Source organism: Propionivibrio sp. (assembly GCF_041441355.1).
GTDB lineage: Bacteria > Pseudomonadota > Gammaproteobacteria > Burkholderiales > Rhodocyclaceae > Propionivibrio.
Genome location: NZ_JASDTF010000016.1, coordinates 13,264 through 37,483 on the forward strand (window position 1 = coordinate 13,264; position 24,220 = coordinate 37,483).

Here is a 24,220-nt window from a genome sequence, read left to right on the forward strand (position 1 = left end):
GGTCTACTCGCGCGCGCCGGTGGCAGGGCGGGGCGTGTCGATCCCGTATTTGCGCGCGATCTGACGGTAAAGCTCGCGCGCCGAGAGCACCTTGGGGCTGCGCGGGTCTTTGCCTTGCGCCAGTTGCAGGTAGCGCAGGCCGCGCTGTCCGAGCTCGGGGTCCCAGCCCTTGCGCTCGAGCAGGGTGAAGATGGCCTTGCTGGCGTTGACCAGGAATTGCAGGTTCGGAACCCGCTCGGCGGCTTCGATCAGCATCCGCACCGAGGCCTCGAGATCGCCGCTGCGCGCGGCCATCACGCCGCGGTTGTTGAGTTCGACGATTTCGCGCCCGACCTTCGCGAGCAGCGTCTGACCCGCGTCCTTCTTGCCGGTCTTGGTGAACACCCCCTGGATGTGCGCGATCATTGCGCGATCTTCGTGGTTCTCGGCGGCGACCTTGCCGAGGATGGCCTGGGCTTGCGCCTCGTTGCCGGCGGCGAGGCAGGCGTGCGCGAGGTCGACGGTAGTCTTTTGCGAGGCGGCATCCGCCGCGTCGACGCTGTGTTCTTCCTGCATGCGGGCGTGCAGGGCGAGCGCCTTGTCGAGCGCTTCGCGCGCCTTGGCCGGCTCACCCTCCTGGCCGCTGCACAGACTGTCCATGACCAGAGCGGCGAGTTCGCCTTGCGGATTGCCGCGCCAGTCGCGGCGAAGGTTTTGGGTGACGAGGCGGGCGCCGGCGACGTTGCCGCGGTCGAGCATCACCCGAGTCAGGTTGGTGTAGTCGTCGATGACGCGCAGACTCGAGCCACGCTGGCGCTCAAGCACCTTGCCGTAAGCACGCTCGGCGGCGTCAAGGTCTTCGTTGCGGGCGGCGACTTCGCCGACCAGGCGCTGACGCAGGGAATTGTTGGGCGAGATGTCGGCAGCCTGCTGCAGGAGGTTTTGCGCTTCGGCGAGCCGGCCCTGCTCTTCGCGCACGCTGGCGACGAAATCGTAGGCCGCGAGGTATTCCGGAAAATCCTCGATCAAGGCGACGCCCAGGGTTTCTGCTTCGGCGAACTGGCCGAGCCCGCGCAGGGCGATGGCCAAGCCCATGCGCGCCCAGGGCACGGCGGCGCCGGCCAGAACCTGCTGGTAGACGACCTGCGCTTCATCGTGCCGCCCGAGCGCGTTGAGGATCTCACCCTTGAAGCGCAGGGTGTCGAGGTGGAAGGGCGAATCCTGGGCAAGCAGCGCTTCGCACGCCGCGAGGGCATCGCTGTAGGCGCCTTCGTCGAGGTGACGGAGGACGCGGGCGAAGAAGCGTTTCTTGTGCAGCGCTCGGGTGAGCCGCGTTTGCAGTTGCTCGGCGGTGAAGGGCTTGATCAGGTAATCGTCGGGCGCCAGCTCGGCGACGGAAACGACGTTGCGGTAGGTACGTTCGGCGGTGATCAGCATGAACACCGTCGACAGCGAGATGAGGTGCTGTTCGCGCAGCTCTTCCAGCAGTTGCTGACCGTCGCGTCCGTCGTCGAGGTGGTAGTCGGAGAGGATGAGGTCGAAATCGTTGCCCTTGATCTGCCGCATCACCTCGGTGCTCGTCGCCGCGTTGTGAATGGCGGTGAAACCGAGCGTCGACAGGATGCTGCGCAGCGTGTGGCGCGCGCCGCTGTGACGGTCGACGAGAAGCACGCGCATGCGCGGGAAGTCCTTGCCGATCTTGGCCTGCAGTTCGGCGCCGGTGGTTTCGGAGGGGGCGGGCATGTGCGAACCTTACGCGACGGCCGTTTTTCGGGCAAGCGCCGGCCGAGAGTGGATCGGGGGCTTGGATGGCAATGAAACCTGTTATTTTTCAGCGAATTGGCGTAGAATCCGCTCCCTTCGTCGTTCGCCTTTCTCCTTCCTTCCCAGATGTTGTTTCCGGACCGTTTTGACGTCATCGTCGTCGGCGGCGGCCATGCCGGCACCGAGGCGGCACTCGCCAGCGCGCGCATGGGCGCGAAGACGCTGCTGCTCACCCACAACCTCGACACGCTCGGGGCGATGAGCTGCAACCCCTCGATCGGTGGCATCGGCAAGGGGCATCTGGTCAAGGAGGTCGATGCGCTCGACGGCGCAATGGCGGCGGCCACCGACGAGGCCGGCATCCAGTTCCGCATCCTCAATTCGTCCAAGGGGCCGGCGGTGCGCGCAACGCGCGCGCAAGCCGACCGCGTGCTGTACAAGCAGGCGATCCGCAGCCGCCTCGAGAACCAGCCCAACCTGACCCTTTTTGCGCAGGCTTGCGACGACTTGATCGTCGAGGGCGAGCGCGTTGCCGGGGTGGTCACCCAGCTCGGCGTGCGCTTTGCGGCACGCGCCGTGGTGCTGACCGCCGGGACTTTCCTCAATGGCCTGATCCACGTCGGCCTGCAGAGCGCCAGCGGTGGCCGCATGGGCGACATGCCGGCGATCCCGCTCGCGGCGCGCCTGCGCGACCTGCAGCTGCCCGCCGGGCGCCTGAAGACGGGCACGCCGCCGCGCTTGGACGGGCGGACGATCGACCTCGCGGCGCTCGAGCAGCAGCATTCGGACGATCCGCTGCCGGTGTTCTCCTTCCTCGGCAACGCCTGTCAGCACCCGCGCCAGCTGCCGTGCTGGGTGACCAGCACCAACGAGCGCACACACGAGATCATCCGCGCCAACCTCGACCGCTCGCCGATGTACGCCGGGGTCATCGAAGGCGTCGGGCCGCGCTACTGCCCGTCGATCGAGGACAAGATTCACCGCTTCGCGAGCAAATCCAGCCACAACGTCTTCCTTGAGCCGGAAGGTCTGGGAACACACGAAATCTACCCGAACGGGATTTCGACCAGCCTGCCTTTCGATGTCCAACTCGACCTCGTGCGTTCGATGCGTGGTCTCGAGAACTGCCACATCCTGCGCCCGGGCTACGCCATCGAGTACGACTACTACGATCCCTGCGGCTTGCAGGCTTCGCTGGAAACCAAGGCCATCGGTGGGCTCTTCTTTGCCGGCCAGATCAACGGCACCACCGGCTATGAAGAAGCTGCCGCGCAGGGTCTGCTGGCCGGCGCCAACGCGGCGCTGCAGGCGCAGGACAAAGCGGCGTGGTCGCCGCGGCGCGACGAAGCCTACCTTGGCGTGCTGGTCGACGACCTGATCACGCGCGGCGTTTCCGAGCCCTATCGCATGTTTACGAGCCGCGCCGAATTCCGCCTGAGCTTGCGCGAGGACAACGCCGACATGCGCCTGACCGAGCAGGGACGGGCGCTCGGGCTGGTCGGGGACGCCCGCTGGGCGGCCTTCTGCGAGAAGCGTGAAGCGATCGCACGCGAGGAGGAACGCCTGCGCTCGACCTGGGTGCATCCGCAGCGGCTGGCGGCCGGCGAGGCCGAGCGCGTGCTCGGCAAGGGCATCGAGCGCGAATATACGCTGTATGACCTGCTTCGCCGCCCGGACGTGAACTATGCCGATTTGATGACGCTGCGCCTCGGCGAAGCCAGCGTCGATGCCGGGCTCTCCGATCCGCTGGTCATCGAGCAGGTCGAAATCCAGGCTAAATATCGCGGCTACATCGACCGTCAGGCCGAAGACGTGGCCAAGAGCCGGGCCAGCGAAACCCAGGCCCTTCCGGCTGACCTCGACTATGCGCGCATCGGCGGGCTGTCGAACGAGATCCGGCAGAAGCTCGAACGCCATCGTCCGCAGACCATCGGCCAGGCTTCGCGCATTCAGGGCATGACCCCAGCAGCGATTTCGATCCTGCTGGTCTATCTCAAGCGCGCCGAACTGGCGAGCGATGTGGGAGCCAAGCCATGAGCGGGATGGGCGGAGCGGCGGCGCAACAGTTGGCGCAGGGGCTGGCGGCGATGGGGCTGGAGGTGCCGGCAGCGGCGCAGGAGAAGTTGCTCGCCTATGCCGCGCTGCTCGAGAAGTGGAACAAGACCTACAGCCTGACCGCACTGCGCGGCGCCGATAAGGCGGTCAGCCACCATCTACTCGATTCGCTGGCGGTGCTGCCGCACGTGCCGGCAGGGACGCTGCTTGACGTCGGCAGCGGCGGCGGCATGCCCGGCATTCCGCTGGCCATCGTCCTGCCCGAGCTGGCGGTGACGCTCATCGACAGCAATTCGAAGAAGACGGCTTTTCTGCGTCAGGCGGCGATCGAACTCCGCTTGTCGAACGTGAACGTTCACTGCGGCCGGGTCGAACAGTATCATCCGTCATTGCCGTTCTCGGCGATCACCTCGCGCGCCTTTGCCGAACTGGCTGATTTCGTCGTCCTCTCGCGCCACCTGCTGGCCGCAGACGGTGTCTGGTTGGCGATGAAAGGGGTTCGGCCGGAGGCGGAAATCGCCGCGCTGCCGGCAGGCGTGCGGGTGCGCGCGGTGCATCCGCTGCAGGTGCCCGGTGTGGAAGGCGAACGGCATGTGGTGATACTCGACAACGACGGCGCTGCAGTGCAAGCGTCGAGCATGGGGGGGAACTGAAGTGGCCAGAATCCTTGCAGTCACGAACCAGAAAGGCGGCGTCGGCAAAACCACGACGGCGGTGAACCTGTCAGCCTGCCTGGCCCTGCTCGGCGAGCGCGTGCTGATGATCGACCTTGATCCGCAGGGCAATGCTACGACCGGATGCGGTGTCGTCAAACGCGAGGCGCTCCCAACCGTCTACCAGATCCTGATCGGCAGCTCGACGCTCGCCGAGGCGCGCATCCAGACCGAATTTGGCTTCGACATCCTGCCCGCCAACCGCGAACTGGCCGGCGCCGAAGTCGAGCTGATCGACATTGCCGGGCGCGAGTTCCGTCTGCGCGATGCGCTCGCACCGGTGCTCGAAGACTACGATTTCATCCTGATGGATTGTCCGCCGGCGCTGAACATGCTGACGGTCAACGGGCTGGTCGCCGCTCAGGCGGTGATGATTCCGATGCAGTGCGAATACTATGCGCTGGAAGGGCTGACCGACCTCGTCGCCACCCTCAAGCTGGTGCGCGCCAACCTCAATCCGCGCCTGGAGATCGAAGGGCTGCTGCGCACGCTCTACGATCCGCGCTCGACACTGACCCAACAGGTGTCGGGCGAGTTGGTCGAGCACTTCGGCAGCAAAGTCTATACCTCGATCATTCCGCGCAACGTACGTCTGGCCGAGGCGCCGTCTTATGGCAAGCCGGTGATCGCCTTCGACAAGCAGTCGCGCGGTGCGCAAGCTTACATGGCGCTGGCGCAGGAAATCATCGGACGGCGCGACGGTGCGACGCCGCGTGTCGTTCCGCAGGAAGAGCAGGGAGTTCGGGCATGAAAATGAAGGGACTCGGTCGTGGCCTCGACGCCTTGCTGGCCGGCAACGAAAAACCGGGCAAGGAACAGCAGCGCTCGCTGCCGGTCGGCCGGCTCCAGCCCGGGAAATACCAGCCGCGGACGCAGATGGACCCGGCGTCGCTCGAAGAACTGGCCGCCTCGATTCGCGCCCAGGGGCTGATGCAGCCGATCCTGGTTCGTCCCGTCGGTGACGGGCAGGGGGGCGAACGCTATGAAATAGTCGCCGGCGAACGGCGCTGGCGTGCGGCCCAGATGGCGGGCCTTGAGGACGTGCCGACGCTGGTGCGCGAGATTCCGGACGAGTCGGCGTTGGCGATGGCGCTGATCGAGAACATCCAGCGCGAAAACCTCAACCCGCTTGAAGAGGCCCAAGGTCTGCAACGGCTGATCGACGAATTCTCGATGACCCATCAGCAGGCGGCCGACGCCGTTGGGCGTTCGCGTCCGGCGGCGTCGAACCTGCTGCGCCTGCTGCAACTCGCGCCGCCGGTCCAGGAAATGCTGATGCGCGGCGAGCTCGACATGGGGCACGCGCGGGCGCTGTTGCCGTTGTCCGCCGTGCTCCAGATTCAGCTTGCGCAGCGGATCGTGCAAAAAGGCTTGTCGGTGCGCGAAGCCGAGCGGCTGGCGCAATTGGCGCTCAAACCGCCGAAGGCGAGCGAAGAAGCGAAGCCTGATCGCGACGTCTTGCGTCTGCAAGAGGAACTTTCCGATTTCCTTGGTGCCAAAGTGGAGATTCGTACCAATAAGAAAGGTGCTGGCAAGATCCAGATTGATTTCGGTGATCTTGATCAGCTCGAGGGCATACTCCAGCGTTTGCGCTAGCTCATTAAATGCAATTGGCGTCGCCTATTGTCTTTTGTGGTAGCAAAGTGCTATAGTCCCAAAGTTTATCTCGTTGCAGCTGTTTTGTTTTGAGTCATTTGGTTGACTGAAATACAAAATAATTGCACGGTTTTTTGTGTTGAGCGCGTGTTCAGAGCTATCCTACTGCAAGTCGTCGCCACGCTTCTCGCTGCCGCGGTCTTTGCCGTGATGGCGGGCGCGCGGGCTGCGGAGTCGGCTTTGCTCGGCGGCGCTGCCTGCGTTGTGCCGAATTTCATGTTCGCCCTGCGGCTTTATGCGCTGAGCAAAAAGCCCGGAGCGTCGTACGCGGCGAATTTTTTCCTCGGCGAGTTCGTCAAAGTGGCTGCGACGATCGCGCTGTTGGTTTTGATCGTGAAAACATATGCTGATCTGCATTGGCCAGCCATGCTGATCGGTTTGGGGCTTGCGCTGCAAGCGGGGTTTTTGGCTTTTTTTAAGAAGTCTTGAATATGGCTACAGGTCACGAAGCTGCTGCGCCGACAGCGGGTGAATACGTTGTCCACCACCTGACCCAGTTGAACACCACCGGGCATGCCCAGACGTCGATCGTTGATTTCAGCGTGCTCAACCTCGATACACTGTTTTTCTCAGTGCTGACCGGGGTGATCGGCCTGTTCTTCATGTTCCGCATCTCGCGTGCGGCCACTGCTGGCGTTCCCGGGCGGGCGCAGGCAGCGCTGGAAATCCTGCTTGAAATGGTTGCCAACCAGGCCAAAGCCATCGTCCACAGCGAGGAATCGCGTAAATTCGTCGCCCCACTCGCGTTGACCGTGTTCGTCTGGGTCTTCCTGATGAATTCGATGGATTTCCTGCCTGTCGACGCGTTGCCGATGCTGTGGCAGAAACTGACCGGCAACCCGCATGCCTACCTGCGCGTGGTGCCGACTGCGGACCTCAACGGTACGCTGGGCATGTCGGTCGGGGTGCTGCTGCTCTGCTTCTGGTACAACATCAAGGTCAAGGGCTTCGGCGGTTGGGTGCATGAACTCTTTACCGCGCCGTTCGGCAACCATCCTTTGCTCTACCTGCCGAACTTCCTGATGCAGATGATCGAATTCCTGGCCAAAACCGTGTCGCACGGTATGCGTCTGTTCGGCAACATGTACGCAGGCGAACTGCTCTTCATGCTGATCGCCCTGATGGGCGCGACGCTGGGGGTCTCGGCCGGTCTCTCCGGCCCGTTGCTCTGGATCGGCCACGTCATTGCCGGTACCGGTTGGGCGCTCTTCCACATTTTCATCGTCGTGCTGCAAGCCTTCATCTTCATGATGCTGACCCTGGTCTATATCGGCCAGGCGCACGAAAGCCACTGATTTGTTTTAACCCACACTTAGTTAGTAACCCACCCACTCAAGGAGTCGTCATGGAAATCGTCCTCGGTAACGTTGCGCTGGCTTGCGGTCTGATCATTGGCCTGGGCGCCATTGGAGCGTGTATCGGCATCAGCCTGATGGGCGGCAAGTACATCGAAGCGTCGGCGCGTCAGCCGGAACTGATGAACGAGCTGCAGACCAAGATGTTCATGCTCGCCGGTCTGATCGACGCGGCCTTCCTGATCGGCGTCGGTATCGCCATGATGTTCGCTTTCGCCAACCCGTTCGTCATCAAGTAAGCGGGTCTCTCCCGTCAATCTCTTGCAGGGGAGAAAAGCGTGAATCTGAACGCAACACTGGTTGCCCAGCTCGTTGTGTTCTTCATCCTGGCGTGGTTCACCATGAAATATGTGTGGCCACCCATCATGAAGGCGCTCGACGAGCGCGCAGCGAAGATCGCCGAAGGGCTGGCCGCCGCAGAACGTGGGCGTCAGAGCCTCGATCTGGCCGCCAAGCATTCGGCGGAAACCGTGCGCGAAGGCAAGGACAAGGCGACGGAAATCATCGCCCTGGCTGAAAAACAGGCACAGCAGATCATCGAAGCGGCGAAAGAACAGGCTCGCTTCGAAGCCGAGAAGGTGGCTTCGTCCGCCAAAGCCGACATCGAGCAGGAGGCCGCCCGGATCAAGGAAGCCCTGCGCGAGCGCGTGGCCGACCTGGCCATCGTCGGGGCGGAGAAGATCCTGCGTCGCGAGATCGATGCTAAGGCACACGCCGACCTGCTCGCCGCGATCAAGAAGGACCTCTGACGCCCATGGCTGAATCTGTCACCATCGCCCGTCCCTATGCCCAGGCGGTCTTCCGCTTGGCCAAGGAAAGCGGGGCGTTGGCGACCTGGTCCGAACGGCTGCAACGGCTCGTCGCCATTGCGCAGGATCCGGAGATGGCCAAGGTCGTCGGCAACCCGCAATTTTCCGCCGCGCAAGTCGCCGCGCTCGTGCTTTCGGTGTGCGATGCGCACGCCGACGCTGAACTCAGCGCCTTTGTCGGCCTGTTGGCCGAAAACGAGCGCATCGAAGTGCTGCCGCAGATCCGCGAGCTCTTCGAGCAGTACAAGAGCGAGGAAGAAGGGGTCAAGGACGCGCTGATCAGCAGCGCCTATCCGCTCGATGCGGCGCAATTGAACAACCTGGTGAGCCAGCTTGAAACGCATTTCGGCTGCAAGCTCCAGCCTCGGGTCGAGGTGGATGCGGCACTGATCGGTGGGGTCAGGGTGGCGGTCGGGGACGAAGTCCTCGACGCTTCGGTCCGCGGCAAACTCGATGCCATGGCTACGGCGCTCAAGAATTAGGAGAAATCATGCAATTGAATCCTTCCGAGATCAGCGAGCTGATCAAGAACAAGATTCAGAATCTGGAAGTCGGGGCCGAAACGCGCACCCAGGGAACCATCGTTTCCGTGACCGACGGGATCTGCCGCATCCACGGCCTGGCCGATGTGATGCAGGGTGAAATGCTCGAATTCCCGGGCGGTTCGTTCGGCATGGCGCTCAACCTCGAGCGCGACTCGGTCGGTGCCGTGGTGCTCGGCGAATACGATCACATCAGCGAAGGCGACACGGTCAAGGCGACCGGACGCATTCTGGAAGTTCCGGTCGGACCGGAACTGCTGGGGCGCGTGGTTAACTCGCTCGGCCAGCCGATCGACGGCAAAGGCCCGATCAACGCCAAGCTGACCGACAAGATCGAAAAAGTGGCGCCGGGCGTGATCTGGCGTAAATCAGTGTCGCAGCCGGTGCAGACCGGCCTCAAGTCGATCGACTCGATGGTGCCGATCGGCCGCGGTCAGCGCGAACTGATCATCGGCGACCGCCAGACCGGCAAAACCGCGGTGGCCGTCGACACGATCATCAACCAAAAGGGCAAAGATCTCCTGTGCATCTACGTGGCGGTCGGCCAGAAAGCCTCGACCGTCGCCAACGTGGTGCGCAAGCTCGAAGAGCACGGCGCGATGCACTACACCATCGTCGTCGCAGCGACGGCCTCGGAAGCCGCCGCCCTGCAGTACATTGCCCCGTACGCCGGGTGCACCATGGGCGAATACTTCCGCGATCGCGGCCAGGACGCCCTGATCATCTACGACGATCTGACCAAGCAAGCCTGGGCGTACCGTCAAGTTTCGCTGCTCCTGCGCCGTCCGCCGGGCCGTGAAGCCTACCCGGGCGACGTCTTCTACCTGCACTCGCGTCTCCTTGAGCGCGCAGCTCGGGTGAACGAGGAATACGTCGAGAACTTTACCAACGGTGAAGTGAAGGGCAAGACGGGCTCACTGACGGCCCTGCCGGTGATCGAGACGCAGGCTGGCGACGTTTCGGCTTTCGTTCCGACCAACGTGATTTCGATTACCGACGGCCAGATCTTCCTCGATACCGACCTCTTCAACTCGGGCGTGCGCCCGGCCATCGACGCCGGGATTTCGGTGTCGCGTGTCGGCGGTGCGGCACAGACCAAGGTCATCAAGAAACTCGGTGGTGGCGTGCGTCTGGCACTGGCTCAATACCGCGAACTTGCGGCCTTCGCCCAGTTCGCCTCGGACCTCGATGAGGCGACCCGCAAGCAGCTCGATCGCGGCCGTCTGGTCACCGAACTGATGAAGCAGCCGCAGTACTCGCCGCTCGCGGTTTCGGAAATGGCGATCACCCTGCACGCGGTCAACAAGGGCCTCTTCGACGACGTCGAAGTCAAGAAGGCGCTCGACGTCGAAAAGAAGATGCATGCCTACATCAAGCAGCATCACGCAGCGCTGGTCGAGAAGATCGAATCGACCAAGGCGCTCGATGGCGACGACGAGCAGGCGCTGACCAAGGCGATCGAGGAGTTCAAGGCCTCGCTGGCCTGATCGGGAGAGTGCCATGCCGAGCGGCAAGGAGATTCGTAACAAGATCAAGAGCGTCGAAAGCACGCGCAAGATCACCAAGGCCATGGAGATGGTCGCGGCATCCAAAATGCGCAAGGCGCAGGACCGGATGCGCGCGGCCCGTCCCTACGGCGAGCGCATCCGGCGCGTGGCCGGCAACCTATCCCACGCGCTGAGCGATTACAGCCACCCCTTCCTGGAAAAACGGGAGACGGTCAAAGGCATCGGCCTGATCGTGGTCAGCTCCGACAAGGGCTTGTGCGGCGGCTTGAACACCAACGTTCTGCGTCTGGTGCTCAACCGCATGAAGGGCTGGGACAGCGAGGGCAAGAAGGTTCAGGTCACGGCGGTCGGCAACAAGGCGGCGGGTTTCATGTCGCGCCTTGGGGCCAACCTCGTTTCCCAGGTCGTCGGCCTCGGTGACACGCCGCACCTCGAGCGTCTGATCGGCCCGGCCAAGGCCCAGCTCGATGCCTACGTCAAAGGCGAGATCGACGTGCTCTACATCGCCTACACCAAGTTCGTGAACACGATGAAGCAGGAGCCGGTGCTGGAGCAACTGCTGCCGCTGTCGGGCGACTTGGTTGGCAGCGACACGCCGAATCGTTGGGACTACCTCTATGAGCCCGACGCCAAAGCCGTGATCGACGATCTGCTGGTGCGCTATGTCGAAGCCATCCTCTACCAGGCCGTGGCCGAGAACATGGCCTCCGAGCAAAGTGCCCGGATGGTGGCGATGAAGTCCGCCTCGGACAACGCCAAGAACGTCATTGCCGACCTCAAGCTGGTCTATAACAAGGCCCGCCAGGCGGCGATCACCAAAGAGCTTTCGGAAATTGTCGGCGGCGCGGCAGCCGTCTGACCGCGCGACTAACCAATGATTGGGGATATGACGATGAGTCAAGGAAACATTGTTCAGTGTATCGGCGCCGTGGTGGACATCCAGTTCCCGCGTGACGCGATGCCGAAGATTTACGACGCGCTGCAACTCGACAAATCCGAAGAGCACGCGGGCTGCGAAGCCGAACTGATGTTCGAAGTCCAGCAGCAGCTGGGCGACGGCGTGGTGCGGACCATTGCCATGGGTTCCTCCGACGGCCTGCGCCGCGGCATGAAGGTCAACAACACCGGCGCCGCCATTTCGGTGCCCGTCGGCGAAGCGACGATCGGCCGGATCATGAACGTGCTCGGTCGTCCGATCGACGAGGCCGGCCCGATCGAAACCAGCGAACGGCGTGCCATCCACCAGCCGGCGCCGAAGTTCGACGAGCTTTCGCCGTCGGTCGACCTGCTCGAAACCGGGATCAAGGTCATCGACTTGGTCTGTCCTTTCGCCAAGGGCGGCAAAGTCGGCCTGTTCGGTGGTGCCGGTGTCGGCAAAACCGTCAACATGATGGAGCTGATCAACAACATCGCCAAGCAGCACTCGGGGCTCTCGGTGTTCGCCGGCGTCGGTGAGCGTACCCGCGAGGGCAACGATTTCTACCACGAAATGAAGGACTCCAACGTTCTCGACAAGGTCGCGATGGTGTTCGGTCAGATGAACGAGCCACCGGGCAACCGTCTGCGCGTCGCGTTGACCGGCCTGACCATGGCCGAGCGCTTCCGCGACGACGGCCGCGACATCCTGTTCTTCGTTGACAACATCTATCGCTACACGCTGGCCGGGACTGAAGTGTCCGCGCTGCTCGGCCGGATGCCGTCCGCCGTGGGTTATCAGCCGACGCTGGCCGAAGAAATGGGCCGTCTGCAGGAGCGCATCACCTCGACCAAGGTCGGCTCGATCACCTCGATCCAGGCCGTGTACGTCCCTGCCGACGACTTGACCGACCCCTCGCCGGCCACCACCTTCTTGCACCTCGACTCGACCGTCGTGCTGTCGCGCGACATCGCCGCCTTGGGTATCTACCCGGCCGTCGACCCGCTCGACTCGACCTCGCGCCAGCTCGACCCGCAGGTCGTCGGCGAGGAGCACTACCGCGTCGCGCGGGCGGTGCAGATGACGCTGCAGCGCTACAAGGAACTGCGCGACATCATCGCCATTCTGGGCATGGACGAACTCTCGCCGGAAGACAAGCAGACGGTCTACCGCGCGCGCAAGATCCAGCGCTTCCTGTCGCAGCCCTTCCACGTCGCCGAGGTGTTCACCAACTCGCCGGGCAAGTACGTGCCGCTCAAGGAAACGATCCGCGGCTTCAAGATGATCGTCGAAGGCGAGTGCGACAGCATTCCCGAGCAGGCCTTCTACATGGTCGGCAGCATCGACGAGGCCTTGGAAAAGGCGAAGACGCTCTAAGGCCAAGCCCCTCAAAGCAACCGTTACCGGTTCCGCCCGCGGCGGAACCGGGTAGGGAAGGAAAACATGCCACTCAGAGTCCATGTCGACGTCGTCAGTGCCGAGGAGCTGATCTTCTCGGGCGAGACCGAATTCGCGGTCTTTCCCGGGGAAGCCGGCGAACTCGGGATCTATCCCCGGCATGCCCCGCTGCTCACCCGCGTCAAGCCGGGCACGGTGCGCCTGAAGAAGCCCGGAGTTGACGACTACGAACTCGTTTACGTCTCCGGTGGGGTGCTGGAAGTGCAGCCGACGCTGATCACCCTGCTCGCCGACACCGCGATTCGTGCCCACGACCTCGACGAGGCCAAGCTGCTCGAAGCCAAGCGCCGGGCCGAGGAAGCGCTCAGCAGGCGCGCCACGGACATCGATTTCGCCACCGCAGAGTCCGAACTGGCGCAGACCCTGGCCCAGCTCAAGACGATCAAGCACGCGCGCAAATCGCACTGAACCCGTTCTGCGCAGGAGGATTGCAGCCTCCGCTGGAATACACGAAGGCCCCGGAAACGGGGCCTTCGCTTTGGTCGGAAAGGGATGGCGCTGGCGCCGTCCCTTCGGTGGATCAAACCAGGATCAGCTTGAGGATATAGACGACGAGGATGCCGACCAGGCCTTGCACCAGGGTCGCCATCGAATGGCATTTATACGCCAGGTTGACCTTGAGGTCGGAGAACTGGGAAACGACCCAGAAGTACGAATCGTTGGCGTGCGAGACGACCATCGCGCCGCAGCCGACAGCCATCGTGGCCAGCACTGCGCCCATTGGGGTGGCGAGGCCGAGCGAGCCGAGCAGCGGGTAGACGATCGCCGAGGTGGTGATCAACGCCACGGTTGATGAGCCTTGTGCAGTCTTGAGCGCGGCGGCGATGACGAAGGGCAGGAAAATCCCGAGGTCGAAAGTCGACAGGCTCTTGCCGAGGTAGTCGGCGATCTTGCTGGCGGCGAGCAGGGCGCCGAGCGAGCCGCCGGCCGAGGTGATCATGATGATCGCCGCGGAGTCCTTCAGCCCGGTGCCGATCCAGCCGCTGAGCACTTCCTCGTTGAGCTTGGGAACGAGGAAGAAGCAGCACAGCATGCCAAGCAGCAGCGCGACCATCGGTTCGCCGACGAAATCGATGCTGGTCTTGAGGATTCCGGTGCCGAAAGGCGCGCCAGGGAACGCGGCGACCGACTTGAGCGCAATCAGGATGATCGGCAAGGCCAGCGGCAGGAAGGCCGCGGTGGCACTCGGCAGCACCTTGAAGCGTTCCAGAAGTTCCTCGTACGAGACCGAAGCGTCGGCGAGCACCTCATACTGACTGGCATAGCGGGTGGCCCACAGGTAACCGGCGAAGGTGACCGGAATGGCGACACACAGGCCGATGAAAATCACCATGCCGAGGTCGGCATTCAGGTTGTTGGCCGCGGCAATTGGCCCCGGGGTTGGCGGCACCAGCGTGTGCGTGGCGTAGAGGCCGGTGGACAAGGCCGTGGCCATCACCGCCATCGATACGCCGCTGCGCTTGGAGAGCGCCTTGTTGAGCGCCGACAAGATGACGAAGCCGGAGTCGCAAAAAACCGGGATCGAAGTGATGTAGCCGATGATGCTCATCGCGAGCGCTGGCCGCTTGGGGCCAACCCACTTGAGCACCGTCTCGGCGAGCGTCAATGCTGCGCCCGTCTTTTCGAGAAAGACACCGATGATCGTGCCGGCAATGATGACGATGCCGATCCGCTCGGCTGTGCCGCCGAAGCCCTTCATGATCACCTTGGAGACTTCGACCGGATTCATCCCGGCCGCGAAGCCGACGAAGAACGATGCGGCGAGCAGCGCGAGGAACGCATGCACCTTGAAGCGTGAAATGAGCACCACGATCATGACGATCGCGATGAGCAGGATGACCAGCAGCATTGGACCTTGAACCATGACCCCCTCCTGAGATGTAAAACGAAGTCGTTGACGCGAGGCTCTTCTACTGAAGCCTGGGCGCCGCCTTGATGATTCGGCAGAGACGGGCGGCCGCCGATTCGATCAAATCCGGACCGTTCGCCATGCACTCCTGGAGCGAGAGCGGTCGGTCGCAGATGCTGAAGACGGCATCGATCCCGTGTGCCAGAACATCGTCGGCACCGGAGCCGAGACCGCCGGAGATGCAAAAGACGGGAAGTCCGAAGCGCTTGGCGACCTTGGCGACGCCGACCGGCGCCTTACCGTAGGCCGTCTGGAAATCGGTGTTGCCTTCGCCGGTCAGGACGAAACTGGCGTCTTGAACGAGGGCCGGAAAGTCGACCGCCTCAAGCACGATTTCAACGCCAGGGCGCAGACGGGCCGGGGTGAAGTAAAGCATCCCGGCACCGAGACCGCCGGCGGCGCCGGCGCCCGCGACTTCGGCCACCTGGCGCCCGGTCGCTTGGTGTGCGCGTTCGGCGTAGTGGGCCAGGGCAGCGTCGAGTTCGGCGACCACTTCGGGGGTGGCGCCCTTTTGCGGCCCAAAGACTGCGGATGCGCCGCGCGGGCCACAGAGGGGGTTGTCGACGTCGCAGGCAACGGTGATCTCGCATTCGGCGAGACGCGGGTCGAGGCCGGAGACGTCGATTTCGCCCAGGTGCCGGAGTGCTGCGCCACCGTGCAGGTCGAGGTCGGTTCCCGCGGCGCTGAGGAAGCGTACCCCGAGGGCGCGCGCCATGCCGGCGCCGCCGTCGTTGGTGGCGCTGCCGCCGATGCCGAGGATGATGCGGCGCAGACCGGCGTCGAGGGCGGCGCGGATCAGTTCGCCGGTGCCGTAGGTGGTGGTGATGCGCGGGTCGCGTTCCTCGGGGGCCAGGAGTGGCAGGCCCGACGCGCTGGCCATCTCGATCACCGCGCTGAGACCGTCACCAAGGATGCCCCAGTGCGCCACATGCGGTGCACCAAGCGGCCCGGTGACGAGGGTATGGCGAATTTCGCCACCGGTCGCGGCGATGAGAGCCTCGACCGTGCCTTCGCCGCCATCGGCGATCGGGACCATGACCACCTCGGCGGCGGGAAACACCTGCCGGATACCGCGCTGGAATGCCTCGGCGACGGCGACGGCCGAAACGCTGCCTTTATAAGAGTCGGGGGCTACGACGATACGCATGACACTCCCAACGAAAAAGTAAGGGTAGGAGTATGCTATCTGGCATATAGGGGGCGAAGCATCTTGCGGGCGCACGAATAAAAACAAGCTTCTAGTGCCTCGCTTGTGCCAATGCACAGATCCGGGGGGCGGTATGCTGACGATACAACCGATGCTGGCGCAGGAGATCGTGCGCCGGACGATGGAGGTCATCCCGTTCAATGTGAACGTGATGGACACGCGCGGGATTATTCTCGGGAGCGGGACTTCTGCCCGCATCGGGCAGTTGCACGCCGGTGCCCAGCTCGTTCTGGCCCAGCGGCGGCCGATCGAGATCGACGAAAGCGCGATGCGCCACTTGCCCGGTGTCAAGCCGGGCGTGAATCTTCCGCTCTCGGTGCGCGGGCAGATCTGCGGGGTGGTCGGGCTGACGGGCGCGCCCGAGACCGTGCGGCACTACGGCGAGCTGGTGCGCATCACGGCCGAGATGATCCTTGAGCATGCCCAAATCAGCGTCGAACTGCTGCGCGAGAAGCGCTACCGGGAGGAGTTTGTCTTTCAGTTGCTCAAGCAAGGCAAATCCTCCGGCGAAGAGTTGGCCGCTTGGGCTTTGCGGCTCGGGGTGGACTTGAGCTTGCCGCGTGCGGCCATCGTCTGCGAGATGGGCGATTCGGGCTTGCAGTTGGACAAAGCCTTGCGCGTGATCGAGCAGTGGCAGGCGAGTTTTCTCGCGCAGCGGCCGGATGCCTTGGTTGCGGCGATGTCGCCGCGTGAGCTGGCGATCCTGATCAAGTTCGACGGGGAGCCGTCGAGCGAGCGAATTCCAGCGTATGCGCGACAGCGCCTGGCGCACATCGATGCCTTGGTTTCTGCCGGGCAGGAGGTGCGTCCGCAACTGGCACTCGGGGTCGCCCTGTCCGGGCCGGAAGGGATGGTGCTGTCCTACGAGTGCGCCCGGCGCACGCTGCGCGTCGGCAGGCAGCGCCAGCCGCAAGGTCGCCTGTACTCGTTCTACGACCAGAGCCTACCCGTGCTGCTGGGCGGTTTGGGCGAGGGTTGGCAGTCTGAACACCTGCGCCGTCCGTTGGTGCTGCTGGCGCGGGAAGACCGGCGCGGCGTCCTGCGCCGGACGCTGAATGCATGGTTCGCGGCCAGCGGTCATGCTGTGGCGGCGGCGCATGCCTTGCACGTGCATCGCAATACCTTGGAATACCGGCTGCGCCGGATTCGCGAAGTTACCGGACTTAATCCGGCGGTGTACGAAGAAGGGATGATGCTCTACATCGCCTTGCAGCTCGAATAGCGGACGGCTGCGGTGCGTGCGCTGCGTTCAGGCGCGGCTTTGCTGGGCTTCGAGACGGGCAATGCGACGCTCAAGGGCATCGGCCGTCAGCGCGAGGTCGCCGGTCGCGGTGCAGTGCCGATCTGCTTCCGGGCGCGAGGGGAGGGCGCGCGTTTCGTCGCGCAGGTGTTCGACCCAGTTACGCGCCAGTGCGTCGATGCTGCGCACGTGCGCCGTCGCCAGGGCACCGAGGCCTTTGGCTAGACGCGCGGCAAAAATGTCACCGATCCAAGGGGAGAGTTCGGCGGCGAGGTCGAGGCGCAGGTTGCGGAGCAGGAAGCCCAGGGTGTCGGCCAGATCGGCGCGGCCGCCGATGCGGGCGATCGAGAGCAGGGCATCGCGTCCTTCGCTGAGGCGCCAGAGTTGGTCGCCGGGCAGATCGATCTGGACGTCGGCTTCAGCGTCCGGTTGGGCTCGGCGCAGGAAACCGTGGGCGGTGATGGTACAGAAAAAGGAAAGCGCGCCTGCATTGAGGCGCGCATTGAGGCCCGCATGGGGCTTGAGCCGGCCGCGGGCCCAGTCTTCCTGCGTCAGAATCCGGTTGCAGAAAGTCAGGGCCGCGTCGACCAGCATGAGGCGAACAGGCTCAGGCGAGTTGCTGGATGCCAGCGACGACCCAGCCGGAGCTGCCATCGGCCGGCTTGGTCAGGTTCCAGACCTCATCAAACGCCGAGGCCGGGGCATTGGCGTCCTCACGGATCATGCCGCTGAAGTGCACGCTGGCGATGTGGCGCGGGCCATCGGTGACGACTTCGAGCAGGCTGGCGTTGAGCGTGACGACGTCGGTCTGCTGCGCGACTTTGCCACGTTCTTCAAGCTGCAGCTTGATCTCGGCGAAGATCTCGGGGCTGACGAATTCGCGCAGGTCGGCGAGGTTGCCGGCATCGTTGGCGGCTTGCAGGCGGACGAAGTTGAGCTTGGCGACGCGCAGGAACCCATCCACGTCAAAGCCAGCCGGGATGGTGGCCGCAGCGGTCGGGGCGGCAGGGGCCGCCGAGCCGTACTGCGGCGCGACCGGAGGCGGCGTCATGCCGGTGTTGCCTGCGCCAGCGTATTGCAACGGCGAGGACTGAGGTTCCGCCTTGCGCCGGAACAGCAACTTGAAGACGAAGACGGCGGCCATGGCCAGCAGCGCGATCATCAGGAAATTGGCCATGCCTTCGCCCAGGCCGAAGTGCGAAAGCAGGGCGGCGATGCCCAGACCGGCGGCGAGGCCGGCGATCGGGCCGAGCCAGTTACGCTTCGGCTGTGCGGGATTGGCCGTCGGGGCGGCGGAGGTCGGCTGGTTGGCCGGCGCGGGAGCGGCCTGCGCCGGAGCGGCGGGCTTGGGGGCCACCGCTTCGCGTTGCATGCCGACCGATTTGCCGCCGCCGAGACGCTTGGCGGCTTCGGCATCGCCGATGCCGAGCCCGAGCGCTACAACGAGCGAAAAAACGGCGATAAACACATTTTTCATCAATGACTCCGTAACAGTGTCAGTATTTAAAACCACAATGGAGGGCAACAACGCCCAGCGTCAGATTATCGTATTTGACGTTTTCAAAACCGACCTGTTCCATCATTTTTCGCAATGATTCCTGATCAGGATGCATGCGGATCGATTCGGCGAGGTAACGGTAGCTGGCCTCGTCCTGGGTGACGACCTCGCCGATGCGCGGAATGACCTTGAACGAGTAGAAATCGTAGAGCGGCGCCAGCGGCTTCCAGACGTGCGAGAACTCAAGCACCAGCAGGCGGCCGCCCGGGCGCAGGACGCGGTACATCTCGGCCAGTGCGGCGTCCTTGTGGGTCATGTTGCGCAGGCCGAAGGCGACGGTGACGCAATCGAAGTGGTCGTCGGGAAAAGGCAGGTGCTCGGCGTCGCACTGCGCCACGGGCAGGATGAGGCCCTTGTCGCACAGCCGGTCGCGCCCGCAGGTGAGCATGGCGTTGTTGATGTCGGTCAGCCAGACTTGGCCGCGCGGCCCGACCTTGCGGGCGAAGGCGAGCGACAGGTCGCCCGTGCCGCCGGCCACGTCGAGCACGCGCGAGCCTTCGCGCACGCCGCTGCGGGCGATGGTGTAAGCCTTCCAGGCGCGGTGCAGGCCGCCGGACATCAGGTCGTTCATCAGGTCGTAGCGTTGCGCGACCGATGTGAAGACTTCGGCGACGCGCCGAGCCTTCTCGGCTTCGGCGACCTGCTCGAAACCGAAGTGGGTGTTTTTGTCGGAGTTCATGCGGCTGCGTTCTAAGAGGGCGGACGCCCGGAGTTCAGCGAAGGCTGCAGGGCTTTGGGATCAGCGTTTGGGACCGCACTTGGGCGCGGGCTTGGGCGGAGGCGGTGGGGTGAGCGCGGGGTCGCGGCTGGCGCCTTCCTTCTCGAGTTCGGCGAGGTAGCCTTCCCAGAGTTCGTCGCGGTGCTGGCACAGGGCGTACAGGATGTCCCAGGAGTACAGGCCGCTGTCGTGACCGTCGGAGAACGAGGGCTTGATCGCGTAGTTACCGACCGGTTCGATGCCGACGATTTCGACGTCGCGCTTGCCGACCTGCAGCACCTCCTGACCGGGGCCGTGGCCACGGGCCTCAGCCGAGGGCGTAAAGACGCGCAGGAATTCGTGCGTCAGCTCGTAGCGCTCGCCGTTGTCGAAGGCCAGCTCGATGCGGCGAGTCTGTTGGTGCAGGGTGATTTCGGTCGGGATCGGGGTGTCGGGGGAGAGTCCGGCCATGTCGGTCATGCCTAGAAAAGGACGCGCTATCATAGCGCAAAGTGTGGGTACGACGGGCTTGTCACCAATCTGTAATGGGTGCGTAATAGACTGCGCGCCATCCACGCGCGTTCCCGCGCGCCCTAGAAGGAGCCTTCCCATGCCGGCCACCATCCTGATCGTCGAGGACGAACCGGCGATCCTCGAACTCGTCGCCGCCAGCCTGCGCCGCGTCGGGCACCGTCCCGTCCTCGCCGAAAGCGCGGAGCAGGCGCAGCGACTGGTGGACGATGCCTTGCCCGACCTCGTGATCCTCGACTGGATGCTGCCGGGGATGAGCGGGATCGAATACGCCCGGCGCTTGCGTGCCGAGGCGCGCACGCGCGAGTTGCCGATCATCCTGCTGACGGCGCGCAGCGAAGAGCGCGACAAGGTGGCCGGGCTCGATGCCGGGGCGGACGATTACCTGACCAAACCCTTCTCGCCGCGCGAACTCGAGGCCAGAATCAACGCCGTGCTGCGGCGCCGGGCGCCACAGGCAGGCGCCGACCGGATCGAGATCGCCGGCTTGTGCCTCGATCCGAGCACGCGCCGGGTGCAAGGTGGCGACCAGTCGCTCGATCTGGGGCCGACCGAATTCCGTCTGCTGCACTTCCTCATGGCACACCCCGAGCGGGTGCATACGCGCGCTCAGTTGCTCGACAAGGTCTGGGGCGACCACGTCTTCGTCGAGGAGCGTACGGTTGACGTGCATGTCCGGCGTCTGCGCGTGGCGCTCGAACCCTCGGGGCACGATCGTTTGGTCCAGACGGTGCGCGGCAGCGGCTACCGTTTTTCGTCGCAGGCGTGATGGCGCTGCCGACGGGAAGGATGATGCGGGCCTTGCTGCGCCGCGTGGCCGGACTGGCGCTGGCGCTGGCCGGCCTCGTCTTCGCGCCGCTAGCGATCGCGTTCGGCGTGCCTTGGGGGTTGGCCGGGACGCTGGTGGCGGGACTGCTGATTTACGGCTGGCACCTTTACCAGGTCCGGCGTCTGCTCCTGTGGGTAGGCGGTCCGCTCGATGCGGCACTGCCCGAGGCGAACGGCTTGTGGGGCGACGTTTTCTCCGCCCTGCACCGACGGGTGCGCAAACGCCTGGAAAAGGAACGTCAGCTCGCGCGGCGTCTGGAGCGCTTCGTGCGCGCCTTCCAGGCGCTGCCGGACGGTGTGATCGCCTTTGATCGCCAGCATCACATCGAGTGGATGAACGCCCAGGCCGAGGCACATTTCGCGCTGAACGAGGCGGAAGACCGCGGACAGGCGCTGACCAACCTGATCCGGCACCCGGATTTCGTTGCCTACCTCAACGCGGGCGATTTCAGCGAGCCGTTGATCCTGGGCAGTGCCCGCGTCTCCGGCCTGAGCCTGATGATCCAGGTGCTGCCTTACGACGAGGAAATGCAGCTGCTGGTCTCGCGTGACGTCAGTCAGTTCGAGCGCATCGAACGGATGCGTCGTGATTTCATTGCCAACGTCTCACACGAGCTTAAAACACCCCTGACCGTGGTGGCGGGCTTCTCCGAAATGCTGAATGAGGATTTCGAGGCCTTTTCCACCGCCGAAGTCCGCCACTATCTGGCGCTGATCGGCGACCAGAACGCGCGCATGCAACGGCTGATCGAGGATTTGCTGACCCTCTCGGCGCTCGAAACGGGGGGCGTGCCGCCGCGCCAGGAAAGCGTCGACATGCCGGCCTTGCTGCACAGCGTATGGCGCGATGCCGAGGCCTTGTCCGCCGGGCGGCATGCCCTCAGCCTGAGCGTTAATGCAGCGCCGCGGATGGAGGGCTGCACCAGCGAGCTGCGCAGCGCGTTCGGCAACCTGGCCGGCAACGCGGTGCGGTACACCCCGTCCGGCGGGCGCATCGAACTTCTTTGGCGCCAGTGCCCCGGGGGGGCGGAATTCGTGGTGCGCGACACCGGGATCGGGATCGCGGCCGAACATTTGCCACGCCTGACCGAGCGCTTTTACCGTGTCGATCGCGGTCGTTCGCGTGAGACCGGCGGTACCGGCCTGGGTCTGGCGATCGTTAAGCATGTGCTGACCCGGCACGGCGGCGTCCTCGACATCGCCAGCACCCCGGGTGTCGGGAGCGAGTTCAGCGCCCGTTTTCCCGCGCAGCGCTTGAACGCTCAGGCGGATACGGAAGACGCGGTACCGTCGGGGGCGAAGGCGGCCAATTCGTAGTCCGGCCCGCTGTCGAGCAATTGGGTGAGGCGCACCTGCGCTGGGCCATCGCTGTAAATCTCGATGATTCGTCCGGGCCGGAACCAGCCCGGGTGGACGATGATCGATGCGGTTTCGGCAATGCCGGGCAGGGCTGGGAGCAGGAAGGCCCGCTCGTAACGGCCGTGGCTCTCCGGCGGCGCATCCTGGCGGCGGGCGGCGATCGCGGTCGGGCAGCCGGGCAGCATCTGGATTCCGGCGATGAGGCCGCCGCCTTTTTCCTGCATCAACCAGGTGGTTTTGGCGAGCAAAAAACGATGGCCGTCGTGCGGGCGCAGGGCGAGCAATTGACCGTGCGCCATGCGCTTGCCCGAGACGCTGCGCAGCAGGCGGAAGCCGTTGGCCGACTGGTTGACGACTTCCCAAGGGTCGAGCGCGTAACCGAGCTGGACTTGCCGTGTCTGCAGGGTCTGTTGCGGATCGTCCTGGAAGCGGAAGACGAACATCGTCTCGAATTCACGGCGCGAGTAATTGCGGATGTTCTCGGGCTGCTCGAATTCCTTGCCGGCCACGTAGTAGTGCATTTCCTCGAAGCCGGTACAGATTTCCGAGATGCCCGTCGTGGCATGGCGCCGGTATTTGCGCGGCGCGCGTGCTTGAGTCCAGGGGCGGGCCAGCGCCTCGAGCAGGCGATTGCACTGGAAGGGCGTGTAGCCTTCGCACAGGGGGACGTGTTCGGCGGGCGATTTGTGCCGCAGGTGGCGGCGTAAATCGCTGATCTGGAGTGCCAGGCGGGAGGTGTCGAGGCGGCGCAGGTGCTCGGTCTGCAAGCATTCCGCCGCCGGGCGCAAGGCGGTGTCGTGCATCAGGTCGATCACGAAGGCCGGCGTTCCTTCTCCGGGTACGACCGGCTGCAGCATGACCAACGGTGACCAGGCGAGCGCCCAGCGGCGAGTGAGCGCCTGCTCACGTGGACTCTGGTTGAAACAGCCGGCCATGTCGCAGAGCAGCGGCGCCAGGTAGGCGGCCAGGCAGTGCGTGGTCTGGCGCGCGTCCTGCGGATCGAGAACGGGGTGGGTGGCCAGCGCCCATTCCTCGGCGCTGGCGTAGTAGCCGTGCAGCTCGAGCCACAGACCCCAGGGGTATTCGCGGTGCGCGCGTTGGTGTTCGAAGATCAGCTGGCCTGTGTACCAGAGGCAGCGGTGCAGCAGGGTGGCGACGCGGTGATCTTGGTTGGCGGTGCTTTCCGCTGCCGGCGGCGTCAATTCGCCGCATTGCGCATAGCCGCGGATGATCCGTTGCCAGAGGCCGACGACGGTCTGGAAGGGCGTGTCTTCGAATTCGCTGAAAGGCAGCGGCTTGCTGACGTAGCGCCGGGCCAACTCGTCGGTGACCTGGGCGAGCGGCAGGCGGGCGTGCTCAAGAAGCAGGAAATAGGTTTCGAGGTCCGGCGGCGCGGTCTGCAGCGCCAGGAAGATGGTGTTCAGGTCGGCAGCGGCTTGCGTCGGGTCGGCGAGTGGCAGGCGCGCGAGGAGTTCGTTTCCGGTCCGCAGGTCGGGGATGACGAGATTGGACGGAGCGGAAACGTTCATGGTGCGTCGTCCTCGGGGGGGCCAAGGTGCAGGATGAGGGCGCGACGCAGCGCCTCGCTGTCCGCCGCGGGGCGGGCCAGCGCCGGGTGCCGGCGCGCGGGCGCCCAGATCGGGTCGGGAAAGCAGCGGTCGTTGCGCCAGCGCGGGATGACGTGCCAGTGCAGGTGCGGCGTCTGGTTGCCGAGACTGGCGAGGTTGATCTTGTCGGGTCGGAGGGTTTCGCGCAGGGCGGCTTCGACGCCGAAGACGATCTCCATCAGCGAGCCGCGCTCAGCGGGCGCAAGATCAGTCATCTCGGGGATGTGGCGACGCAGAACGACGCGACAGTATCCGGGGTAGTCATCGTCGTCCACCAGGACGATGCGGCAGCTGGCGTTGCGCCAGAGTATTTCCTCTTGATCGCGGTCGCTCGTGCACAGCACGCAGCCTTGCGATGTGTCGCTCATCGACGGCTCCTTGTCCGGCGGCGCGGTCCTCGTGGTGCCGTCCGCGCTTTCCGGCCTGAAGCCTAGGTCTCCGGGGCCGGAGGGGCAAGGAAATAAGTCACGCTGGGCGGGCTGAATGTGAGCATCGGCGGGCCTTGGCGGGCAGCTGGAGGGCGCGCAGG

General features: G+C 64.5%; 25 protein-coding genes. 16 read left to right on the forward strand and 9 right to left on the reverse strand.

The window, feature by feature from the left end; translation table 11 throughout:
* Positions 1-3: 3 nt before the first annotated feature.
* Complete coding sequence (locus tag QMB55_RS04655) at positions 4-1,722, reverse strand: response regulator (RefSeq protein WP_497587507.1); 1,719 nt, start codon at positions 1,720-1,722, stop codon at positions 4-6.
* Between the two features lie 147 nt (positions 1,723-1,869).
* On the opposite strand from QMB55_RS04655, the gene mnmG reads away from it, so the two are divergent.
* The 13 genes from mnmG (at position 1,870) to QMB55_RS04720 (ending at position 13,163) form a co-directional block, all read left to right on the forward strand.
* Complete coding sequence (mnmG, locus tag QMB55_RS04660) at positions 1,870-3,780, forward strand: tRNA uridine-5-carboxymethylaminomethyl(34) synthesis enzyme MnmG (protein ID WP_497587508.1); 1,911 nt, start codon at positions 1,870-1,872, stop codon at positions 3,778-3,780.
* Positions 3,777-4,451: a 16S rRNA (guanine(527)-N(7))-methyltransferase RsmG gene (gene rsmG / locus QMB55_RS04665; protein ID WP_497587509.1), complete on the forward strand. Its 675-nt coding sequence runs from the start codon at positions 3,777-3,779 to the stop codon at positions 4,449-4,451. Before mnmG ends, rsmG begins: the two co-directional genes overlap by 4 nt.
* Position 4,452: 1 nt before the next feature.
* Complete coding sequence (locus tag QMB55_RS04670; protein ID WP_497587510.1) at positions 4,453-5,262, forward strand: ParA family protein; 810 nt, start codon at positions 4,453-4,455, stop codon at positions 5,260-5,262.
* On the forward strand, positions 5,259-6,107 hold the full coding sequence (locus QMB55_RS04675) for a ParB/RepB/Spo0J family partition protein (RefSeq protein ID WP_497587511.1): 849 nt from the start codon (positions 5,259-5,261) through the stop codon (positions 6,105-6,107). The genes QMB55_RS04670 and QMB55_RS04675 overlap by 4 nt, the downstream gene beginning before the upstream one ends.
* Positions 6,108-6,209: 102 nt before the next feature.
* Positions 6,210-6,596, forward strand: coding sequence for an ATP synthase subunit I (locus QMB55_RS04680; RefSeq protein WP_497587512.1), 387 nt, complete (start codon positions 6,210-6,212; stop codon positions 6,594-6,596).
* 2 nt (positions 6,597-6,598) lie between these two features.
* Positions 6,599-7,462: a F0F1 ATP synthase subunit A gene (gene atpB / locus QMB55_RS04685; RefSeq protein WP_497587513.1), complete on the forward strand. Its 864-nt coding sequence runs from the start codon at positions 6,599-6,601 to the stop codon at positions 7,460-7,462.
* A 50-nt stretch (positions 7,463-7,512) separates the two neighbouring features.
* The gene (gene atpE / locus QMB55_RS04690; RefSeq protein WP_497587514.1) at positions 7,513-7,761 is read left to right on the forward strand and encodes a F0F1 ATP synthase subunit C; all 249 of its coding nucleotides are present in this window, start codon (positions 7,513-7,515) and stop codon (positions 7,759-7,761) included.
* A 39-nt stretch (positions 7,762-7,800) separates the two neighbouring features.
* Entirely contained in the window at positions 7,801-8,271 is a 471-nt protein-coding gene (locus QMB55_RS04695) for a F0F1 ATP synthase subunit B (RefSeq protein WP_497587515.1), read from the forward strand.
* Positions 8,272-8,276: 5 nt separating this feature from the next.
* Positions 8,277-8,813, forward strand: coding sequence for a F0F1 ATP synthase subunit delta (locus QMB55_RS04700; RefSeq protein ID WP_497587516.1), 537 nt, complete (start codon positions 8,277-8,279; stop codon positions 8,811-8,813).
* 8 nt (positions 8,814-8,821) lie between these two features.
* On the forward strand, positions 8,822-10,360 hold the full coding sequence (gene atpA, locus QMB55_RS04705) for a F0F1 ATP synthase subunit alpha (protein ID WP_497587517.1): 1,539 nt from the start codon (positions 8,822-8,824) through the stop codon (positions 10,358-10,360).
* Positions 10,361-10,373: 13 nt separating this feature from the next.
* A complete protein-coding gene (atpG, locus tag QMB55_RS04710; RefSeq protein WP_497587518.1) occupies positions 10,374-11,240 on the forward strand; it encodes a F0F1 ATP synthase subunit gamma in 867 nt (288 codons plus the stop codon).
* A 33-nt stretch (positions 11,241-11,273) separates the two neighbouring features.
* Entirely contained in the window at positions 11,274-12,674 is a 1,401-nt protein-coding gene (gene atpD / locus QMB55_RS04715; protein ID WP_497587519.1) for a F0F1 ATP synthase subunit beta, read from the forward strand.
* Positions 12,675-12,740: 66 nt separating this feature from the next.
* A complete protein-coding gene (locus QMB55_RS04720) occupies positions 12,741-13,163 on the forward strand; it encodes a F0F1 ATP synthase subunit epsilon (protein ID WP_497587520.1) in 423 nt (140 codons plus the stop codon).
* 112 nt (positions 13,164-13,275) lie between these two features.
* On the opposite strand, the gene QMB55_RS04725 is transcribed toward QMB55_RS04720, so the two are convergent.
* Both QMB55_RS04725 and QMB55_RS04730 read right to left on the reverse strand, forming a co-directional pair.
* Complete coding sequence (locus QMB55_RS04725) at positions 13,276-14,619, reverse strand: GntP family permease (RefSeq protein WP_497587521.1); 1,344 nt, start codon at positions 14,617-14,619, stop codon at positions 13,276-13,278.
* 46 nt (positions 14,620-14,665) lie between these two features.
* Positions 14,666-15,811 carry a glycerate kinase gene (locus tag QMB55_RS04730; RefSeq protein ID WP_497587522.1) on the reverse strand — a complete coding sequence of 382 codons (1,146 nt, stop codon included), beginning with the start codon at positions 15,809-15,811 and terminating at the stop codon, positions 14,666-14,668.
* A 133-nt stretch (positions 15,812-15,944) separates the two neighbouring features.
* Between QMB55_RS04730 and QMB55_RS04735 the strand changes: the two genes are divergently transcribed.
* Positions 15,945-17,093: a sugar diacid recognition domain-containing protein gene (locus QMB55_RS04735; RefSeq protein WP_497587523.1), complete on the forward strand. Its 1,149-nt coding sequence runs from the start codon at positions 15,945-15,947 to the stop codon at positions 17,091-17,093.
* A 27-nt stretch (positions 17,094-17,120) separates the two neighbouring features.
* On the opposite strand, the gene QMB55_RS04740 is transcribed toward QMB55_RS04735, so the two are convergent.
* From QMB55_RS04740 to QMB55_RS04755, 4 genes are read right to left on the reverse strand one after another with little or no spacing between them, the layout of a single operon-like run.
* Complete coding sequence (locus tag QMB55_RS04740) at positions 17,121-17,705, reverse strand: ubiquinone biosynthesis accessory factor UbiJ (protein ID WP_497587524.1); 585 nt, start codon at positions 17,703-17,705, stop codon at positions 17,121-17,123.
* A 13-nt stretch (positions 17,706-17,718) separates the two neighbouring features.
* A complete protein-coding gene (locus QMB55_RS04745; protein ID WP_497587525.1) occupies positions 17,719-18,588 on the reverse strand; it encodes a Tim44 domain-containing protein in 870 nt (289 codons plus the stop codon).
* A 19-nt stretch (positions 18,589-18,607) separates the two neighbouring features.
* Positions 18,608-19,348, reverse strand: coding sequence for a bifunctional demethylmenaquinone methyltransferase/2-methoxy-6-polyprenyl-1,4-benzoquinol methylase UbiE (gene ubiE / locus QMB55_RS04750; protein WP_497587526.1), 741 nt, complete (start codon positions 19,346-19,348; stop codon positions 18,608-18,610).
* A gap of 60 nt (positions 19,349-19,408) precedes the next feature.
* Positions 19,409-19,837, reverse strand: a complete 429-nt coding sequence (locus QMB55_RS04755; protein WP_497587527.1) for a gamma-butyrobetaine hydroxylase family protein — start codon at positions 19,835-19,837, stop codon at positions 19,409-19,411.
* A gap of 139 nt (positions 19,838-19,976) precedes the next feature.
* On the opposite strand from QMB55_RS04755, the gene phoB reads away from it, so the two are divergent.
* Both phoB and phoR read left to right on the forward strand, forming a co-directional pair.
* Positions 19,977-20,666, forward strand: coding sequence for a phosphate regulon transcriptional regulator PhoB (gene phoB, locus QMB55_RS04760; RefSeq protein WP_497587528.1), 690 nt, complete (start codon positions 19,977-19,979; stop codon positions 20,664-20,666).
* Positions 20,666-22,042, forward strand: coding sequence for a phosphate regulon sensor histidine kinase PhoR (gene phoR, locus QMB55_RS04765; RefSeq protein ID WP_497587529.1), 1,377 nt, complete (start codon positions 20,666-20,668; stop codon positions 22,040-22,042). Before phoB ends, phoR begins: the two co-directional genes overlap by 1 nt.
* Here phoR and QMB55_RS04770 read toward each other — a convergent pair.
* On the reverse strand, positions 21,988-23,613 hold the full coding sequence (locus tag QMB55_RS04770) for a cyclic-di-GMP receptor FimW-related protein (RefSeq protein WP_497587530.1): 1,626 nt from the start codon (positions 23,611-23,613) through the stop codon (positions 21,988-21,990). The genes phoR and QMB55_RS04770 overlap by 55 nt on opposite strands.
* A complete protein-coding gene (locus QMB55_RS04775; RefSeq protein ID WP_497587531.1) occupies positions 23,610-24,059 on the reverse strand; it encodes an HIT family protein in 450 nt (149 codons plus the stop codon). The genes QMB55_RS04770 and QMB55_RS04775 overlap by 4 nt, the downstream gene beginning before the upstream one ends.
* Between the last annotated feature and the right edge of the window lie 161 nt (positions 24,060-24,220).

Bases quoted from the DNA above. Each gene is read 5' to 3' on its own strand.
- QMB55_RS04745 (WP_497587525.1), bottom strand. From the start codon at position 18,588: ATGAAAAATGTGTTTATCGCCGTTTTTTCGCTCGTTGTAGCGCTCGGG.
- atpD (WP_497587519.1), top strand. From the start codon at position 11,274: ATGAGTCAAGGAAACATTGTTCAGTGTATCGGCGCCGTGGTGGACATC.
- QMB55_RS04755 (WP_497587527.1), bottom strand. From the start codon at position 19,837: ATGGCCGGACTCTCCCCCGACACCCCGATCCCGACCGAAATCACCCTG.
- QMB55_RS04740 (WP_497587524.1), bottom strand. From the start codon at position 17,705: ATGCTGGTCGACGCGGCCCTGACTTTCTGCAACCGGATTCTGACGCAG.
- QMB55_RS04725 (WP_497587521.1), bottom strand. From the start codon at position 14,619: ATGGTTCAAGGTCCAATGCTGCTGGTCATCCTGCTCATCGCGATCGTC.
- atpA (WP_497587517.1), top strand. From the start codon at position 8,822: ATGCAATTGAATCCTTCCGAGATCAGCGAGCTGATCAAGAACAAGATT.
- atpB (WP_497587513.1), top strand. From the start codon at position 6,599: ATGGCTACAGGTCACGAAGCTGCTGCGCCGACAGCGGGTGAATACGTT.
- QMB55_RS04700 (WP_497587516.1), top strand. From the start codon at position 8,277: ATGGCTGAATCTGTCACCATCGCCCGTCCCTATGCCCAGGCGGTCTTC.
- atpG (WP_497587518.1), top strand. From the start codon at position 10,374: ATGCCGAGCGGCAAGGAGATTCGTAACAAGATCAAGAGCGTCGAAAGC.
- QMB55_RS04730 (WP_497587522.1), bottom strand. From the start codon at position 15,811: ATGCGTATCGTCGTAGCCCCCGACTCTTATAAAGGCAGCGTTTCGGCC.
- atpE (WP_497587514.1), top strand. From the start codon at position 7,513: ATGGAAATCGTCCTCGGTAACGTTGCGCTGGCTTGCGGTCTGATCATT.
- QMB55_RS04770 (WP_497587530.1), bottom strand. From the start codon at position 23,613: ATGAACGTTTCCGCTCCGTCCAATCTCGTCATCCCCGACCTGCGGACC.
- mnmG (WP_497587508.1), top strand. From the start codon at position 1,870: ATGTTGTTTCCGGACCGTTTTGACGTCATCGTCGTCGGCGGCGGCCAT.
- QMB55_RS04655 (WP_497587507.1), bottom strand. From the start codon at position 1,722: ATGCCCGCCCCCTCCGAAACCACCGGCGCCGAACTGCAGGCCAAGATC.
- rsmG (WP_497587509.1), top strand. From the start codon at position 3,777: ATGAGCGGGATGGGCGGAGCGGCGGCGCAACAGTTGGCGCAGGGGCTG.
- phoB (WP_497587528.1), top strand. From the start codon at position 19,977: ATGCCGGCCACCATCCTGATCGTCGAGGACGAACCGGCGATCCTCGAA.
- QMB55_RS04775 (WP_497587531.1), bottom strand. From the start codon at position 24,059: ATGAGCGACACATCGCAAGGCTGCGTGCTGTGCACGAGCGACCGCGAT.
- QMB55_RS04675 (WP_497587511.1), top strand. From the start codon at position 5,259: ATGAAAATGAAGGGACTCGGTCGTGGCCTCGACGCCTTGCTGGCCGGC.
- QMB55_RS04720 (WP_497587520.1), top strand. From the start codon at position 12,741: ATGCCACTCAGAGTCCATGTCGACGTCGTCAGTGCCGAGGAGCTGATC.
- ubiE (WP_497587526.1), bottom strand. From the start codon at position 19,348: ATGAACTCCGACAAAAACACCCACTTCGGTTTCGAGCAGGTCGCCGAA.
- QMB55_RS04735 (WP_497587523.1), top strand. From the start codon at position 15,945: ATGCTGACGATACAACCGATGCTGGCGCAGGAGATCGTGCGCCGGACG.
- phoR (WP_497587529.1), top strand. From the start codon at position 20,666: ATGGCGCTGCCGACGGGAAGGATGATGCGGGCCTTGCTGCGCCGCGTG.